Source organism: Labrenzia sp. C1B70 (assembly GCF_000475395.1).
Classification (GTDB): Bacteria; Pseudomonadota; Alphaproteobacteria; order Rhizobiales; family Stappiaceae; genus Roseibium; species Roseibium algicola.
On the sequence record NZ_AXCE01000045.1, the window covers coordinates 106,833 to 120,989 of the forward strand.

The window sequence follows — 14,157 nt, forward strand, 5'->3', positions numbered from 1 at the left end:
AAAGAATGCGATTTGCGGGTGGCGATGGTCAGAAGTTGACCAGCTTCCGGCTGGCTGCCTGCTGTTCGTCGAAGATTTCTCCAACGCGGTTGGAGATGATATCCAGACCGCCAAGCAGGTTGTCGACGCCGGCTGCCGAAGGCGAAGCCATGCCCGGAAGTTCGGACAACGCCGCAGCCATCAGGTCAGGATCCGGATACTGGTCGATCGGCAACACCTTCAAGAGGCCGCTTTGTTCGGCCCGCTCAGCCCGGATGGCCTGTTCCCGGCGCGGAATGACACGCGGTACCATCAGGGTTGGCTTGTCGAAGGACAGGATCTCGCAGAACGTATTGTAGCCCCCCATGCCGACAATGGCAGTGGCATTGGCAAGATAGGGTTCGATCTGCGGTGTGAAACGGATGATCTCGACGTCGCGCAGGTGTTCGGCGCGCTCGCTGAACTGGGTTGCGGCGGCCGCCGGCATGAAGGGGCCAAGCACGATCAGGGCCGGGAAAAGCGGACGCTGCCGGGCTTCGTAGGCGCGCATCACCCAGTCGACCATTTCAACGCCATCGCCGCCGCCGCCTGGCGTCACCAGGATATAGGGTTCTTCGTCAAACGGCGCGGGTGCGGGATTTTCGAGCGCCGATTTCGGCAGCTCACGGCGCAGGTAACCGGTATAGCGCAGCTTGTCGCGCACCGATTGCGGCAGGTCGATGCCTTCCAGCGGATCACAGATATCTTCCGGTCCGTAAATCCAGATCTCGTCGTAAAGGTCGCGCAGGGCCGGATAGACGTTCTTGCGGTCCCACTCTTCCTTCAGCACCTTCGGGTCGTCCATGACATCGCGCAGGCCGAGTACGAGCTGGGTGTCGGTATCCTTCAGGGCTTCCAGCGTCCGCAGCACTTCCCCACGCAGGCCAAGCGGTTCCTTGTCGACGATGAAGATGTCCGGATCGAACACCTTGGCAGTGTGTTCGATGATCGATGACCTGATCGCAAGCGTCTGGTCGATGTTGATATGCAGCGACAACGGCGTGTACTCGCCGTTGCGCAGCTTGATCACGCCGGGAATGCGAACGAAATCGACACGGGAGCGAAACTCGAAACTGCCGATGATCGGGGAGCCGGACAGGATCAGGACAGACAGCGTATCGAAGTCCCCGACCAGGGATTGCGCAATGGCCCGGCAGCGTCTGAGATGGCCCAACCCGAAGGAATCGTGGCTGTAAATGAGGATCTTCGGCGTCTTGGAACTCATACTGCCCCTAAATTTGTAAAACTGCCCCGAAAGGCTTATGTCTCAATTGATTGGCCCTTGTCACGTGCGGATATTTCTTGACAGGGGACTTTCGACAAGGAACGGTCTGCGGACCTCTTTAAAGCGGTTGTGGCAAATGTTAATCCCGGCTGGCGCAACTAACTCGGATCGCTAATATACCAAATATGATCTGCTTGCACATATTTGATCCTTGTCTGTTTGGATGAGCTTATGGAAAAGAGCCTTTTCGGTTTTATTTGGAAATACAGCGCCAGACAGCAAATCTTCATTCTCATGGTCACCGTACTCACATACCCGGTGGTCTATGTCCTTCTCGAACTGCCAAAACTGATTGTCAATGATGCCGTCCAGGGAGACAATTTTCCGCGGACGATCCTTGGCGTCGATTTCGATCAAGTTCCATATCTTCTTCTTCTGTGTTTTGCCTTCCTGTTTCTGGTCGTCGTTTCGAACGGGCTGAAATTCTACCTCAACGTCTACAAGGGACGTCTCGGCGAACGCATGCTCCGGCGCCTGCGGTTCGAGCTGTTCCAGCGGGTGCTTCGCTTCCGCTTGCCGCATTTCAGAAAGGTCAGTTCAGGCGAAATCATTCCGATGATCACGTCGGAAGTGGAGGATGTCGGCGGTTACATTGGTGAAGCCTTTGCGTTGCCTGCCTACCAGGGCGGCATGCTGATCGTTCAGATCGGCTTCATCTTCATGCAGGACCCGCTACTGGGACTTGCTGCCATCAGTTCCTATCCCATCCAGGGCTATGTGATCCCGCTTTTGCAGCGCAAGGTGGTGCTGTTGTCCCGGCAGCGGGTGCGCAACATCCGCGTCATTGCCGACAAGGTTGGCGAGAGCATCACGGGCGTTGCCGAAATCCATGCCAACGACGCGGCGGCCTGGCATTCGGCGGATATCTCCGACCGCCTCTACGAGAACTTCAAGATCCGGTATGACATCTTCAACCGGAAATTCCTGATCAAGTTCCTGAACAACTTCATGAATCAGCTGACGCCGTTCTTCTTCTACCTGATCGGCGGGTATCTGGTCATTCAGGGCAATCTGAGCATCGGTGCCCTGCTGGCGGTCATCGCGGCCTACAAGGATCTGGCTGGCCCCTGGAAAGAGCTGCTTTCCTTCTACCAGATGACTGCGGACGTCAGCGTCAAGTATCAGACTGTTGTCGAAAACTTCGACCCGTCGGATATCTATGACAAGGAGCGCCTGACCTCGGACGATACGGTCGACCTTTCCGGCGACGTCAAGCTCGAGAATGTCAATTTCTCCGGCGGTGCGGCCGGGCAGGAGGTTGTCGACGTTTCGCTGACCGTTCCCTCCGGCAGTGCTTGCGCGATTGTCGGTCCGGACGGATCCGGAAGGTCGGAGGTCCTGCAGCTTGCCGCCGGGCTCGTTGCGGCCGTCTCCGGCAAGGTCTGCATCGGCAGCCACGATCTCGACAAGCTGACGGACGCCACTCTCGGCCGGCAAATCGCTTATGTCGGCGGGGCAGTGCATGTCTGGACGGGAACGATCCGGGACAACCTCTATTACGGTTTGCGCCACCGACCGCTCGTTCCGCCCCAGCGGGAGGGGGAAAGCCTGAAGAACTACAAGCGGCGGCTTGCCGAAGCCAAGGAAACACGCAACCCAACGTATGACCTTGCTGCCGATTGGGACGATTTCGCTGCTGCGGGTGTCGGTAACGAGAAAGAACTCGACACTAGGGCGCTTGAACTGCTCGAGACCGTCAAGATCGACAAGGACATCTATCGGCTCGGTCTGCAGTCGCGGTTCGATCCGACCATGGACGATGGCTTTGCCGACAAGATACTGAACGTGCGCAAGGCACTCGCCGAGCGCATTGCCCACGAACCCGAACTTGGTGGCCTGGTCGAGCTGTGGCATCGCGATCGCTTCAATGCGAGTGCCAGCCTAGCGGACAACCTGTTCTTTGCCGTGCCGGCCGATCCGGAAATCACCATGGACCAGGTGCCGGACCTCGATGAGGTCAAGGCCTTCCTGGCGGAAACGGGCTTCGATCAGAAGCTTCAGCAAATCGGCCTCAAGATTGCCGAAACCATGCTGGAACTGTTCTCCAATGTTTCCGGCGACAGCGGTCTGCTCGGCGCTTACTCCTTCATCACGCTGGATGAGATTCCGGATTTCGAGCGCATCGTCCGCATCGCCAAGTCCGATCAGCCACGCCCGGGCCTGACAGACGCCGATCGGTCACGTCTGACCGGGTTGGCCTTCAAGCTGGTCCCCGCCCGGCATCGTCTGGGTGTCATGACCGACGAATTGAAGCGCGATATCATCAGCGCCCGCCAGACGTTCCTGGAAGAGGTCGTCAAGAACAGCGACAACTTCGTTGCCTTTGATCCGGATGTCTATCTGCCGCCGCTGACCATCGAGGACAACCTCCTGTTCGGGCGTGCACGCGTCGACCGCCGGGATGCCCGGCGGCGTATCGACGATGTTATCCGCACCATTGTCGAGGAAACCGGTTTGCGGCGCCCGATCATCTATGCGGGCTTCGGATATCACGTCGGTGTGTCGGGTTCTCGCTTGTCTGCCGGCCAGCGCCGCAAGATCGCACTGGTCCGCGGTCTTCTGAAAAACGCAAAAATCACCATATTGGACGATATCGCCACCGGTATGACGGACGAGGACAAGACGCTTCGCGAAGGCTTGAGGCAAATCCTGTCCGGCAAAACATTCCTGTTCGGCACGTCCAATGCCGAAATAGCAGCTGAATTCGATCAGCGCTTCATTCTGGATCAAGGACGGCTTTCAGAAAAAGGGTAAGACGGTGGGTGTGACAATAGGTGGGCAACCGGTCTGCGGAGACCGGCCGGGCGATTCGGTTCGGTCGGAACGAAAAAACAACGGGCGCGGGAGAAGAAGATGACACTTGAAACCGAAGTCGAGGCACTCCGTAAGGTGCCATTGTTCCGCGGGATCGACGAGACCAAGCTGAGGCTTCTGGCCTTCATCAGTGATCGGACCGAGTACCCATCCGGCGAACGTCTTTGCTCCCAGGGAGAAGAAGGTGATTGCGCCTTCATCATCCTGTCCGGCGATGCGGATGTTCTGGTCGACACGCCTGAGGGCGAAAAAAAGGTAGCGCAGGTTTCGGAAAATTCAATTGTTGGCGAAATCGCTATTCTGTGCGACGTACCAAGAACCGCGACACTGGTCGCAGCGAATGACATGGATGTTCTCACTGTTTCGAAAGACGATTTCTTGAAACTATTGAAAGAATTTCCGGATATCTCGCTGGAGGTGATGCGGACACTGGCGCTGCGGCTTGAACGGACGACCCGGGATCTTGCCGACGCACGTCGAGGGGCTGCCAGCGGTTAGGGAGTAACACGTGGCTGAGGAATTTTCGCTTCGTTGCTGGGGCGTCAGAGGGTCCACCCCGACGCCGGGGTCGAGCACACTCCGCTATGGCGGCGAAACGTCGTGTTTCGAGATCCGGGCCGGCGACGCACTGGTTCTGGTCGATTGCGGTTCCGGCGCTCGAAACCTGGGCGTGGAAATCTGCGGGTGCAAGACACGAACCTTCGATTTGCTCTTCACCCACACCCATCTCGACCACATCTGCGGTCTTCCTTTTTTCAAACCTGCCTATGATCCGAGCTTCTCCGTCACTGCCTGGGCCGGACACTTTCAGGACGAAACCAGCCTCGTTGACATCGTCAGCCGGATCATGTCGCCGCCGATCTTTCCAGTGGCGGCCAAGACGTTGAAGGCGGTCGAGTTCAAGTCCTTTAATGCCGGCGACCTGATCCCGCGTACCGATGATCTTGTCATCCGCACCACGCGGCTTAACCACCCCGGCGGAGCGTGTGGTTACCGCTTCGAATTTAAGGGCAAATCGATTTGCATCATCACGGATCACGAACATGGCGATCCGGAAATTGATGCAGCACTACCTGATTTCGTGCGCAACTCCGACGTCATGATCTATGACGCCATGTTCACTGACGACGAATACGACACCTACAAGGGCTGGGGACACTCCACCTGGCAGAAGGCTGTCGAGCTGGCAAAGGCCGGCAACGTAAAGACCCCCGTTCTCTTCCATCATGATCCGCGCAGGTCCGACGACGAGCTCGATGAAATAGGTCTCGCCGCTCAAAACGCTTATCCCGGAACACTGGTCGCCAGCGAAGGCATGACCTTGAAGCCGTAAGCACCGCCCTGCCAGACAAGCCTCGTTTCAATAATAAAAAAAGGGCGGCTCAAATAGCCGCCCAAAAAATCAATAAGGCTTAAAAATAGATCGATCGCCGGTTGCTGGAATGCGGGAATCCCGAGATTGCCGCCGGAAAACAAACGCTTGTGACTTGAAATGCCGTCACTCGTGCCTGCCGGATACGATCAATAGTTGTTTACAGGGTGTAGGAAATACTTGCATGGTCCATTTGGACTATAAATATGTATTTTCCGCAGCTGGGGAAGGGCGGATGGTTGGCCAGTATTTGGACCTGTGCCGGCCTCTGCAGACTGGCGTGATGACGAAATGGTCGGAATTTGATCAATGTTAAAGCGCTGCCTCCGGTTTTTGCATATCTATTGAGGTGGAGCTTCGCGAGGCGGAGCGCGCTTATCGGCAGCTGAAGCGTCAATCTGGTCTGCCCGATTTCGTTTACTGGCCTGATGCCGCAAGAACTCCCGGGGGGAAGGGTTGGCTGTCGCAGCAGAAGAATTGATTAGGCTGTCGAACCTTGCTGTATCGGCGGCACTGGATCCTGGGCGGTGGCAGGTTTTTCTCGACACGCTGAGCTGCAGCCTTGGCACGCGCGTATGCACGCAGCTGATCGGCTACGACGACCTGACCAAAGCCACACCGCTCACCTTTTCGTCAGGATACGACCCGTACATTCTGGAACTCTACGACGAGCACTACGCGGACAAGAACCCGTTTGCTGCCAACTTTGCCACGTGCAAGGTGGGAGATGTCGTATCAACCCATCAGCTGTGCCGACCCGAAACGCTGAAAAAGACCCAGTTCTACGCCGATCTTTTGTTGCCGCTTGAAGATATTACCGGTGGCGGCGGTTCGATGCTGGCGCTGGATGGCGATCGCATGTTCCTGCTCGGTGGCAACATGCGCTCGAAAGATCGCGACAAATACGAAGACGACTGGCTTCGGCTGTGTGCTCAACTCGCCCCGGTCATCCGTCAGTCACTGGAAATCAATCGGACCATCTCCGGACTGACCTTCGAGAAATGGGCTGCTGAACAGCATCTCATGGGATCTGGGACGGCGATTTTAGTGATCGATACCGCGATGCGGATCCACTATGCCTGCGCGGAGGCGCAAAAGCTCCTGGCCTCAGGCTCTCTTGTCGGTTGTGGTTTCGACAGGCGTCTGCATTTCCGGTCCGAAGAGGATCAAGGCAGGTTCGCTGGCTTCGTGCAGCTTCAGTCCATGAGTGGTTACGATGTGTTTCGGAACTGGCAGGCAACGGATGGCAGAGGCAGGAACTGGACCTGTCGCTCAATAGGTTTGCAACTGGGGGATCTGGACAAGACGCCCTTCGGTGTTTTCATGAACAAGGCGGTCTCTGCGGTACTTCTGGCAGTCAGGCCCGAAGCCGGCAGCGATACGTTCCTGGCTCAAATGCAGAAGAAGCTTGGTCTCAGCCCGGCAGAAGCGGCAACTGTCCTGAAGCTCGCAGATGGCCGGACACCGGCGGAAATAGCCCAGGACCGTGAGATCAGCATTTATACCGTGCGCAACCAGATCAAGGCAGCGCTTTCCAAGACCGGGTCGCGACGTCAAGCCGAACTTGTGCGCAGTATTGAGCAATTGCGTTTGCAAGGCAGCCGGTAAGGGCCTGCTCACGTCCACTCACTTTACCGCGGGGTCGCTTGCGCAATTCGCGGTGCCGGTGGAAAATCCGCGCACGAGCAACGTCTTATCGGCGGCGAGATGACCACCATATCCCAGACACTGCGTTACATCCTGCAAGGCGGACCTCCGGATACCGGCATTCCGGAACGGGTCAGGGCCGAAATCCGTGCCCGAGAAGCGTCCTCCGAGCGCCTGATAGGCTGGGTCCAGCTTGGGCTCGTGCTGTTTTTCTCACTGCTTTACGCCATTGCACCAAGGGCTGAGGGATCGGCCGGTTTCAACTTCGTGCCTATTGCCCTTGCAGCCTACTTTCTGTTCACCGTCCTTCGGCTTGTGCTGTCGTACAGGTTTGAATTGCCGCGTTGGTATCTATTTGTGTCGATCGGTGTCGACATGACCCTCCTGGTCGGGTTGATCTTTTCGTTTCACATTCAATACGGCCAGCATCCGACGTTCTATCTGAAGACCCCAACCTTGATGTATGTCTTCCTCTTCATCGGTCTAAGGGCTTTGCGGTTCGATCCTCGCTTCGTATTGACCACAGGCCTTGTGGCGGTCACTGGCTGGCTCGGACTGGTGTTTTATGCGGTGTTCGCAGACATGGACCACATGCGCGTCACCCGTAACTATGTCGACTACCTGACGGGCAACACCATCCTGATTGGTGCCGAGCTGGACAAGACCATGGTTATCCTGGCCGTGACGGTCATTCTGTCCGTTGCCCTCTACAGGGGACGGTCGATGCTGTTCGAGGCTTCGAAAGATCACGCGGCTGCAATGGATCTGAGCCGCTTCTTCTCGCCGGAAGTTGCGGCCTCAATCACCGGAGCGGACACGGAGTTGCAGGCCGGCGAAGGAAGCCTGCGCGATGCCGCCATTCTTTATGCCGACATCCGTTCCTTTACGTCCACCTCCGCCACTCTGCCACCGGAAACTGTGCTGGCGGTCCTGGCCGAGTACCAGAACCTGGCGGTTGATGTGATCGTTGAGGAAGGAGGACGGGTAGACAAGTTTCTGGGTGACGGCATCCTGGCAACCTTCGGCGCTGTCTATCCCTCCACGACCTACGCCGCCGATGCGCTTCGGGCTGCAAGACGTCTGGTGGAAACCGTGGAGCGGGAACAGCAGCGTTTTCGGGACGCCGGCTGGCCAGGACAATTGCGCATTGGAACAGCGGCTGCCGCCGGGCCGGTCACGGTCGGTGTGATCGGCTCCAGGGAGCGCCTGGAATTCACCGTGATTGGTGATGCCGTCAACTGCGCTGCCAAGCTGGAAGACGCCAACAAGAGCCAGGGAACCAAGGCGCTGACAGACAAGGCGACGTTTGATCTGGCCGTTGCACAGGGGCACGACCTGCCCTTGATCGAAGCAAGGTCGGATGCGGCAGTCCAAGGTATCAAGCGTCCTGTCGACCTGGTGGTTCTGGCCAGATAGGCCGTCGGAGGCCCGCCGAACTGCCTTTTTGGTCAATACCGAAACACTTGACCGAACCGTCAATCTGGGCCAATTTGCCTTCAAAATTGACCTAATCGTCAATTGAGTAGATTAAATTCATTGATTTCAATGAATTGTACCCGTTTGGAGGTTTCTGTGAAACTGGACTCAACACTTTCAGCCATCGTGACAGGCGGTGCATCCGGGCTCGGAGCCGCCACCGCGCGCATGCTAGCGGCCGAAGGCGTCAAGGTAACGCTGTTCGATCGCAATGCCGGTCAGGGGGAACAGGTCGCCGCAGAAATTGGCGGCGTCTTTGCCGATGTCGATGTGACTGACCAGGCGAGCGTCGAAGCCGGTTTCGAAAAGGCGCGCGCAGCCCACGGCCAGGAGCGCATCCTGGTCAATTGCGCCGGTATTGCACCTGTGGCGAAGACGACGTCTCGCGGCGAACCTCACCCGATGGACATGTTCGAGAAGGTGATTTCCGTCAACCTGATCGGGTCTTTCCGGTGCCTGTCGATTGCAGCAACGGGCATGGCCGCGCTGGAGCCCGTCACGGCGGACGGTGGACGTGGTGTGATCGTTTCCACGGCTTCGGTTGCTGCCTTCGATGGCCAGATCGGTCAGGTGGCCTACGCAGCCTCCAAGGCAGGGGTTGCAGGAATGACGTTGCCAGTCGCCCGTGACCTTTCCAAGTCCGGTATTCGTGTCATGACAATCGCACCGGGCATCTTCGAGACGCCGATGCTGTTGGGTCTGTCACAGGAGGTCCAGGATTCGCTTGGCCAGCAGGTTCCGTTCCCCTCGCGCCTCGGTAAGGCGACCGAATATGCAAAGCTGGTCAAATCCATCTGCGAAAACGATATGCTGAACGGCGAAACCATTCGTCTCGACGGCGCAATCCGCATGGCCCCCCGCTAAAACCGCTGTTTTCGGGGGCTGTCGGAGCGGCATGAAGAACAGATCTATCCGGTTGGTGGCTGAAAGGCTGTGGCCGGATAGGTTGTGTCAAAGTCCTCCAAAGTCATACTTTTTCATACGCATGATCGGAAATCCCTTTTAAGGTTACGCGACTGTTTCTGCCACATCAGGCGGAACAAGGGCTTAAGGGGGAATTCCGATGGCGGAAAATATGCACGAGCTTGCTCCGCATCATCTGCCGCCTTTCATACCGGCTGCGGACGGTGGGGATTGGCTTTTTACCGTGATGCTGGTCGTGCTGATTTTCGGCGGGATCCTTGTCGGGGTGTTCTATCTGCACCTGCATTCGATCCCCGAACGGCTTGCCCACAAACACGGGCGCATGCAATTCGAGCTTGTTGCGGTCCTCGGCCTTCTGGCTCTTTTCACACATAACAACATCTTCTGGGTCGCAGCGCTGCTGCTTGCCTTCATTCAGCTTCCCGATTTCTGGACACCGCTGGAATCGATGGCCCATTCCCTGAGTCGTCTGGCCGGAACCGGTGGTGTTTCGTCCGAAACCTTGGTCGAGCATGACCTCGAGCAGGAAGAGCAGGAGCTGGAACCCGGCATGAGTGCGTCGGACGAACCACCGCCAACTCCAGCCGATCATTCCACTGCATCGACAGCCGAACAGGAGAACAAACATGTTTGAGCTCCTGTTCTGTTCCCTTCTCACCATATTGCCCGACTATCTGATCCGCAGATATGTACAGGGCAAGCGCATCGGCCGGGAAATAACGCTCTATTCGGTCTGGTTCGAGCTGCGCTACGGCATTGTGCTGTGCCTGATGCTGACCGTGTCCCTGATCACGCTGATTTTCTATTTTCATCCAACGGCAACCACGGCGGTCTCGACATTCCGGACCATCCCGATACTGCCGGAAAGTTCCGGCAGGGTCGTCGAAACCTTCGTGCCGCGTGAGCTTGAGGTGGACATCAAGGCAGGTGACCCGATTTTCAAGCTCGACAGCACGCGTCAGGAAGCGGATGTCGTGACCGCGCAACAGCAATTGGTCGAAATCCAGGGAGAGCTTGCACTGGCCCAGAGCGAACTGGCTGTTGCCAATGCCCAGACCGAGCAGGCGCAGGCAGCACTGAAGCAGGCGCAGGACGAGCTCGACACGAGGCAGGAGCTTTTCACCCGCAATGCCAATGTCGTGAGTGAACGGGACATCGAAAAGCTGCAGAATGCAGTGGATGCGCGAACCGGCGCACTGCGCGCGGCGCAGTCCAATCAGGAGCTCATCCAGACCAAGATCACGGTATATCTGCCCGCGCGCCTGAAAAGCGCGGAGGCCAGATTGCACGAGGCGCAAGTGGAGCTGGAGAAGATGACTGTCTACGCCGGCGTGGACGGCACCATGAGCCAGTTCATCCTGCGTCCAGGTGACATCGTCAACCCGATGATGCGGCCTGCAGGCGTGCTAATTCCTACGGATGCACAGCGAGAGCGAATCGTTGCGGGCTTCGGCCAGATCGAGGCCCAGGTCCTCAAGGAAGGAATGGTGGCGGAAGCGTTCTGCGGAGCCGTACCTTTCACCATTATTCCGCTGGTCGTGACAGAAGTGCAGTCGCAGATCGCTTCCGGACAGATATCAACCTCAGGCCAGCTTTTTGATGCCGCTCAAAGTGTGAAACCGGCAACGATCACCACCTTGCTGGAACCGCTTTACGAAGACGGCCTGGCTGACTTGCCACCGGGCGCAATTTGCACGGTCAACGCCTACACCAGCAATCATGACCGTCTGTCGTCGGGCGAACCGATTGGAACCGGTGAGTTCATCTTCCTGCACGTGGTCGACACGGTCGGTCTCGTCCATGCGATGATCATTCGGCTTCAGGCGCTGCTGTTCCCGATCCAGACGCTGGTGCTGACGGGCCACTAGAACAAAAACATCCCGGCGGGACGGTGGGAAACCGTCCTGACGGGGTGCGTATCATTCACTTCTTGTAGCTGACCACTTCAAACTCGATGCCATCGTCATCGTCGAAATAGAATCTGCGGCCCGGCTCGTAGTCGCCGTGATTGTGCGTGTGATAACCATCGGCCTTGATCACTGCTTCGGTTGCGTCGATGTCGTCGACGACGACTGCGATGTGGTTGAGGCCTCCGTGGTGGCTGTAGCTGTCTCCGGAAACCTTGCTGGTTGTACCTGGCGGTGAATAGGCTGCTACATAGCTGGTTTCGTTGCCGATGTGATACGTCGTGCCGCCGCCAAGGCTTGCACCTTTCCAGCGAACCTTCCAGCCGAACCAGCTTTCCAGACGTTTGGCGGTCGCTTCCGGGTCACTGACCGTGACGTTCACATGTTCCAGGAATGCACTGCTCATCTCGGTGTCCTTTCAGGGTTTGACCTTTTGTGGACACCAGACATAATTCCTCAACCTTAGTTGAGGTCAAGAGAGACGAGGCGATATTTTGACGAAGGTTATGAAAGGCACCGATCTTCTAACCATCGGGGATCTGTCAGAGCGGACAGGACTGTCCGTTTCGGCGATCCGGTTTTACGAAGAAAAGGGGCTGGTGCACCCAAGCCGGAACGCTGGCGGCCAGCGGCGATTTTTAAGGGCCGACATCAGGCGCCTGTCCTTTGTACTGGTCGCACAGGAATTCGGGTTCTCGATTGCGGAGATCGCGGCGCAGCTCCAAAGGTTGCCGGAGGGGCGGGCACCGACCAAGGCGGACTGGACAAGGATCAGCAGAGATTTTCGATCTCACCTTGATCGGAAAATCGAACGGATGACCGCCTTGCGCAACAAGCTCGATGGCTGCATCGGCTGCGGATGTCTGTCTATGAAAACTTGCCAGCTCTACAACGCAGGAGACGCAGCGGCCAGCAAGGGACGTGGGCCCCGCTATCTTCTTGGCGATCGTCCGGATTACGCCAGGGACTGACCCCCGAGCGGCTTTGGGAAAGTTGCCGGGACGCCAACAGGCTGTCCCGGCTCCTGACTTCACCTGTTGTCCAGTTGAGCCCTCACACGTTTCAGACCCAGCGGCGTGATCCGATAAGGGCCGCTGTTCCTGGAGGCGATCAGCCGTTTGTATTTCAGCTTATGGAAAAGCTGTGGTGAGCAGCCGCCCCAGAACCAGCCTTCACGGGTGACGGTTTCATGTTTGATGACACGGCCATCCTCATCCTTTTCCAGAAGGATATAGCCGCCTTGAGCCAGCAGGTGCAGGACCCGCTGCTCGGCTTTGGAAATGTCCATTGATTTGAATTTGCCTGAAAGTATGCACAGATCTTCAGTCACCGCAGCTAATCGCCTGCAGTGCTGATGTGACTGGCCCCGACTGACGTCAGCCGGGGTCTACCGGGACTGTTGCAATCCGCGCATAAAACCTCTCAGTTGGTGGGAAGGCCCTTAGCACACGCTGCCAAACGCGACAACGCGCCGAGGCTCAATGCAGCGGTGAGGCTGGGTGATTTGCAGAGGCTGTTGCAAATCTGCTGCGATCTGGAAACGCAGGATTTCGATTTCCTGGTTCGGCCGGGCGAAAACGCTTCAGCTGTGTTCAGCCGGCCAGTAGCCGTTGTCGGGGTTGCGGGAAACCGCAATGGCCTCGACATCCCGCGAGCCGCAGGAAGCGCAAGTAAGTGTTTCGCTCAAGGACGAGACTTTCTGGTCTCCGGTGAACCGTGAAAAGTTCATGTAACGGAACCGGCCACAGTGATTGCACAATATGGCAAGGCGTCGATCGGTCTTGAAGAGGGTGTCGACTGTTGGGTCGTCTGTTTCAATAGATGAGAGTAAAGTCATGGCCTTTAAAACTTATTTTAAGGAATGGAAGCTGCCAGAGGCAATGCATGTCAAATACTTGTATTAACAAAAGTAGCACAGAGTTTTGCTGTACAAAACCGTTTAAATTTAGGTGAGCTGAGGGTCATGTCCCGGCTTCTTGCCAGGGAAATGGGACTGTTTCATTCAATTACATGGCTTTACGGCCAACTGCTGAGACGAGACTGCAGCAATTTGCCGCCGGACTAATGTCCTTAAACTTGGAAACCGGCTCGCATTTTGTCCCGCACAAGGCTATGAGGAAGCCATGATGACGCTTTCAGAAACCTGGTACGACCTCTTCGGCCTTGCTGGCCTGCTCAACCCGTTTGCGCTGCTGATTGGCGGGTATCTGGGGTGGAAGGCCGACCGGCTGCAAAAGCTCTGGATCGCGGGATTTGCGGCGGCAGCGCTGACGCTCATTCTGGATGTGGCGATTGGCGCGCTGCCCGTGCCGCAGCCTTTTGCGCATGATGCCGGTGCGCTGGCTGTCTTTCCGTTCCGCTTTGTCGGCGGTTTGATTGCGTCTGCCGTGACCTATTGGCTCAGCCGCCGCGTGAAGCGCGCCTGAGGCCGGTGCTGCCGCGTTTTCAGCTGTCGATCCAGCTGTTGAACAGGGGAGCGTTGGGGCAGTTCGGCAGGGCTTCATCCGCGCCATCTGGATGGCTTTCAAGCCAGGCACGACAGGCTTCGGTTTCGCTGCAGTTGATGCATCGATAGGCGGCAGACCTTAGCGCCGCACCCGTGTGCACACCGGTCGGGACGTGGTTCATCGCGCCGATTGTGTCCAGCATCCTGCCCATCAGTTCCGCGCGCTCGTTGAGGCGATCCATCCAGTTCAAGCCGTTTCTCCTTCCGA

The 14,157-nt window shown here is 57.3% G+C and carries 14 protein-coding genes; 10 read left to right on the top strand and 4 right to left on the bottom strand.

The genetic code is table 11. The annotated features are described in order from the left end of the window. Positions 1-28 precede the first annotated feature (28 nt). The gene (locus Q666_RS58480) at positions 29-1,243 is read right to left on the bottom strand and encodes a glycosyltransferase (RefSeq protein ID WP_022997787.1); all 1,215 of its coding nucleotides are present in this window, start codon (positions 1,241-1,243) and stop codon (positions 29-31) included. A gap of 231 nt (positions 1,244-1,474) precedes the next feature. Between Q666_RS58480 and Q666_RS58485 the strand changes: the two genes are divergently transcribed. The 8 genes from Q666_RS58485 (at position 1,475) to Q666_RS58510 (ending at position 11,404) form a co-directional block, all read left to right on the top strand. Further along, positions 1,475-4,057 (top strand): ABC transporter ATP-binding protein/permease, encoded by a 2,583-nt coding sequence (locus Q666_RS58485; RefSeq protein ID WP_022997786.1) that lies wholly within the window; start codon positions 1,475-1,477, stop codon positions 4,055-4,057. A gap of 99 nt (positions 4,058-4,156) precedes the next feature. Continuing rightward, positions 4,157-4,615: a Crp/Fnr family transcriptional regulator gene (locus tag Q666_RS58490; RefSeq protein WP_006931293.1), complete on the top strand. Its 459-nt coding sequence runs from the start codon at positions 4,157-4,159 to the stop codon at positions 4,613-4,615. A 10-nt stretch (positions 4,616-4,625) separates the two neighbouring features. After that, positions 4,626-5,450, top strand: a complete 825-nt coding sequence (locus Q666_RS58495; protein WP_022997784.1) for an MBL fold metallo-hydrolase — start codon at positions 4,626-4,628, stop codon at positions 5,448-5,450. 495 nt (positions 5,451-5,945) lie between these two features. Further along, the gene (locus Q666_RS65195) at positions 5,946-7,097 is read left to right on the top strand and encodes a helix-turn-helix transcriptional regulator (RefSeq protein ID WP_022997783.1); all 1,152 of its coding nucleotides are present in this window, start codon (positions 5,946-5,948) and stop codon (positions 7,095-7,097) included. Positions 7,098-7,196: 99 nt separating this feature from the next. Continuing rightward, a complete protein-coding gene (locus Q666_RS58500) occupies positions 7,197-8,552 on the top strand; it encodes an adenylate/guanylate cyclase domain-containing protein (protein ID WP_022997782.1) in 1,356 nt (451 codons plus the stop codon). A gap of 156 nt (positions 8,553-8,708) precedes the next feature. Next, positions 8,709-9,476 (top strand): SDR family NAD(P)-dependent oxidoreductase, encoded by a 768-nt coding sequence (locus Q666_RS58505; RefSeq protein ID WP_031268094.1) that lies wholly within the window; start codon positions 8,709-8,711, stop codon positions 9,474-9,476. Positions 9,477-9,675: 199 nt separating this feature from the next. Further along, positions 9,676-10,170, top strand: coding sequence for a hypothetical protein (locus tag Q666_RS0134040; protein WP_022997780.1), 495 nt, complete (start codon positions 9,676-9,678; stop codon positions 10,168-10,170). Continuing rightward, positions 10,163-11,404, top strand: a complete 1,242-nt coding sequence (locus Q666_RS58510) for an HlyD family secretion protein (protein ID WP_022997779.1) — start codon at positions 10,163-10,165, stop codon at positions 11,402-11,404. Before Q666_RS0134040 ends, Q666_RS58510 begins: the two co-directional genes overlap by 8 nt. A gap of 55 nt (positions 11,405-11,459) precedes the next feature. Here Q666_RS58510 and Q666_RS58515 read toward each other — a convergent pair whose 3' ends face one another. Beyond that, complete coding sequence (locus tag Q666_RS58515; RefSeq protein ID WP_022997778.1) at positions 11,460-11,849, bottom strand: VOC family protein; 390 nt, start codon at positions 11,847-11,849, stop codon at positions 11,460-11,462. A gap of 100 nt (positions 11,850-11,949) precedes the next feature. Between Q666_RS58515 and soxR the strand changes: the two genes are divergently transcribed. Then, positions 11,950-12,414: a redox-sensitive transcriptional activator SoxR gene (soxR, locus tag Q666_RS58520; protein ID WP_022997777.1), complete on the top strand. Its 465-nt coding sequence runs from the start codon at positions 11,950-11,952 to the stop codon at positions 12,412-12,414. Between the two features lie 59 nt (positions 12,415-12,473). Here the strand turns inward: soxR and Q666_RS58525 are convergent, their stop codons facing one another. Beyond that, positions 12,474-12,731 carry a YjhX family toxin gene (locus Q666_RS58525; protein WP_022997776.1) on the bottom strand — a complete coding sequence of 86 codons (258 nt, stop codon included), beginning with the start codon at positions 12,729-12,731 and terminating at the stop codon, positions 12,474-12,476. An 835-nt stretch (positions 12,732-13,566) separates the two neighbouring features. On the opposite strand from Q666_RS58525, the gene Q666_RS58530 reads away from it, so the two are divergent. Further along, the gene (locus Q666_RS58530; protein WP_022997774.1) at positions 13,567-13,869 is read left to right on the top strand and encodes a hypothetical protein; all 303 of its coding nucleotides are present in this window, start codon (positions 13,567-13,569) and stop codon (positions 13,867-13,869) included. A 19-nt stretch (positions 13,870-13,888) separates the two neighbouring features. Here Q666_RS58530 and Q666_RS58535 read toward each other — a convergent pair whose 3' ends face one another. Continuing rightward, positions 13,889-14,131, bottom strand: coding sequence for a DUF6455 family protein (locus tag Q666_RS58535; RefSeq protein WP_022997773.1), 243 nt, complete (start codon positions 14,129-14,131; stop codon positions 13,889-13,891). Positions 14,132-14,157 lie beyond the last annotated feature (26 nt).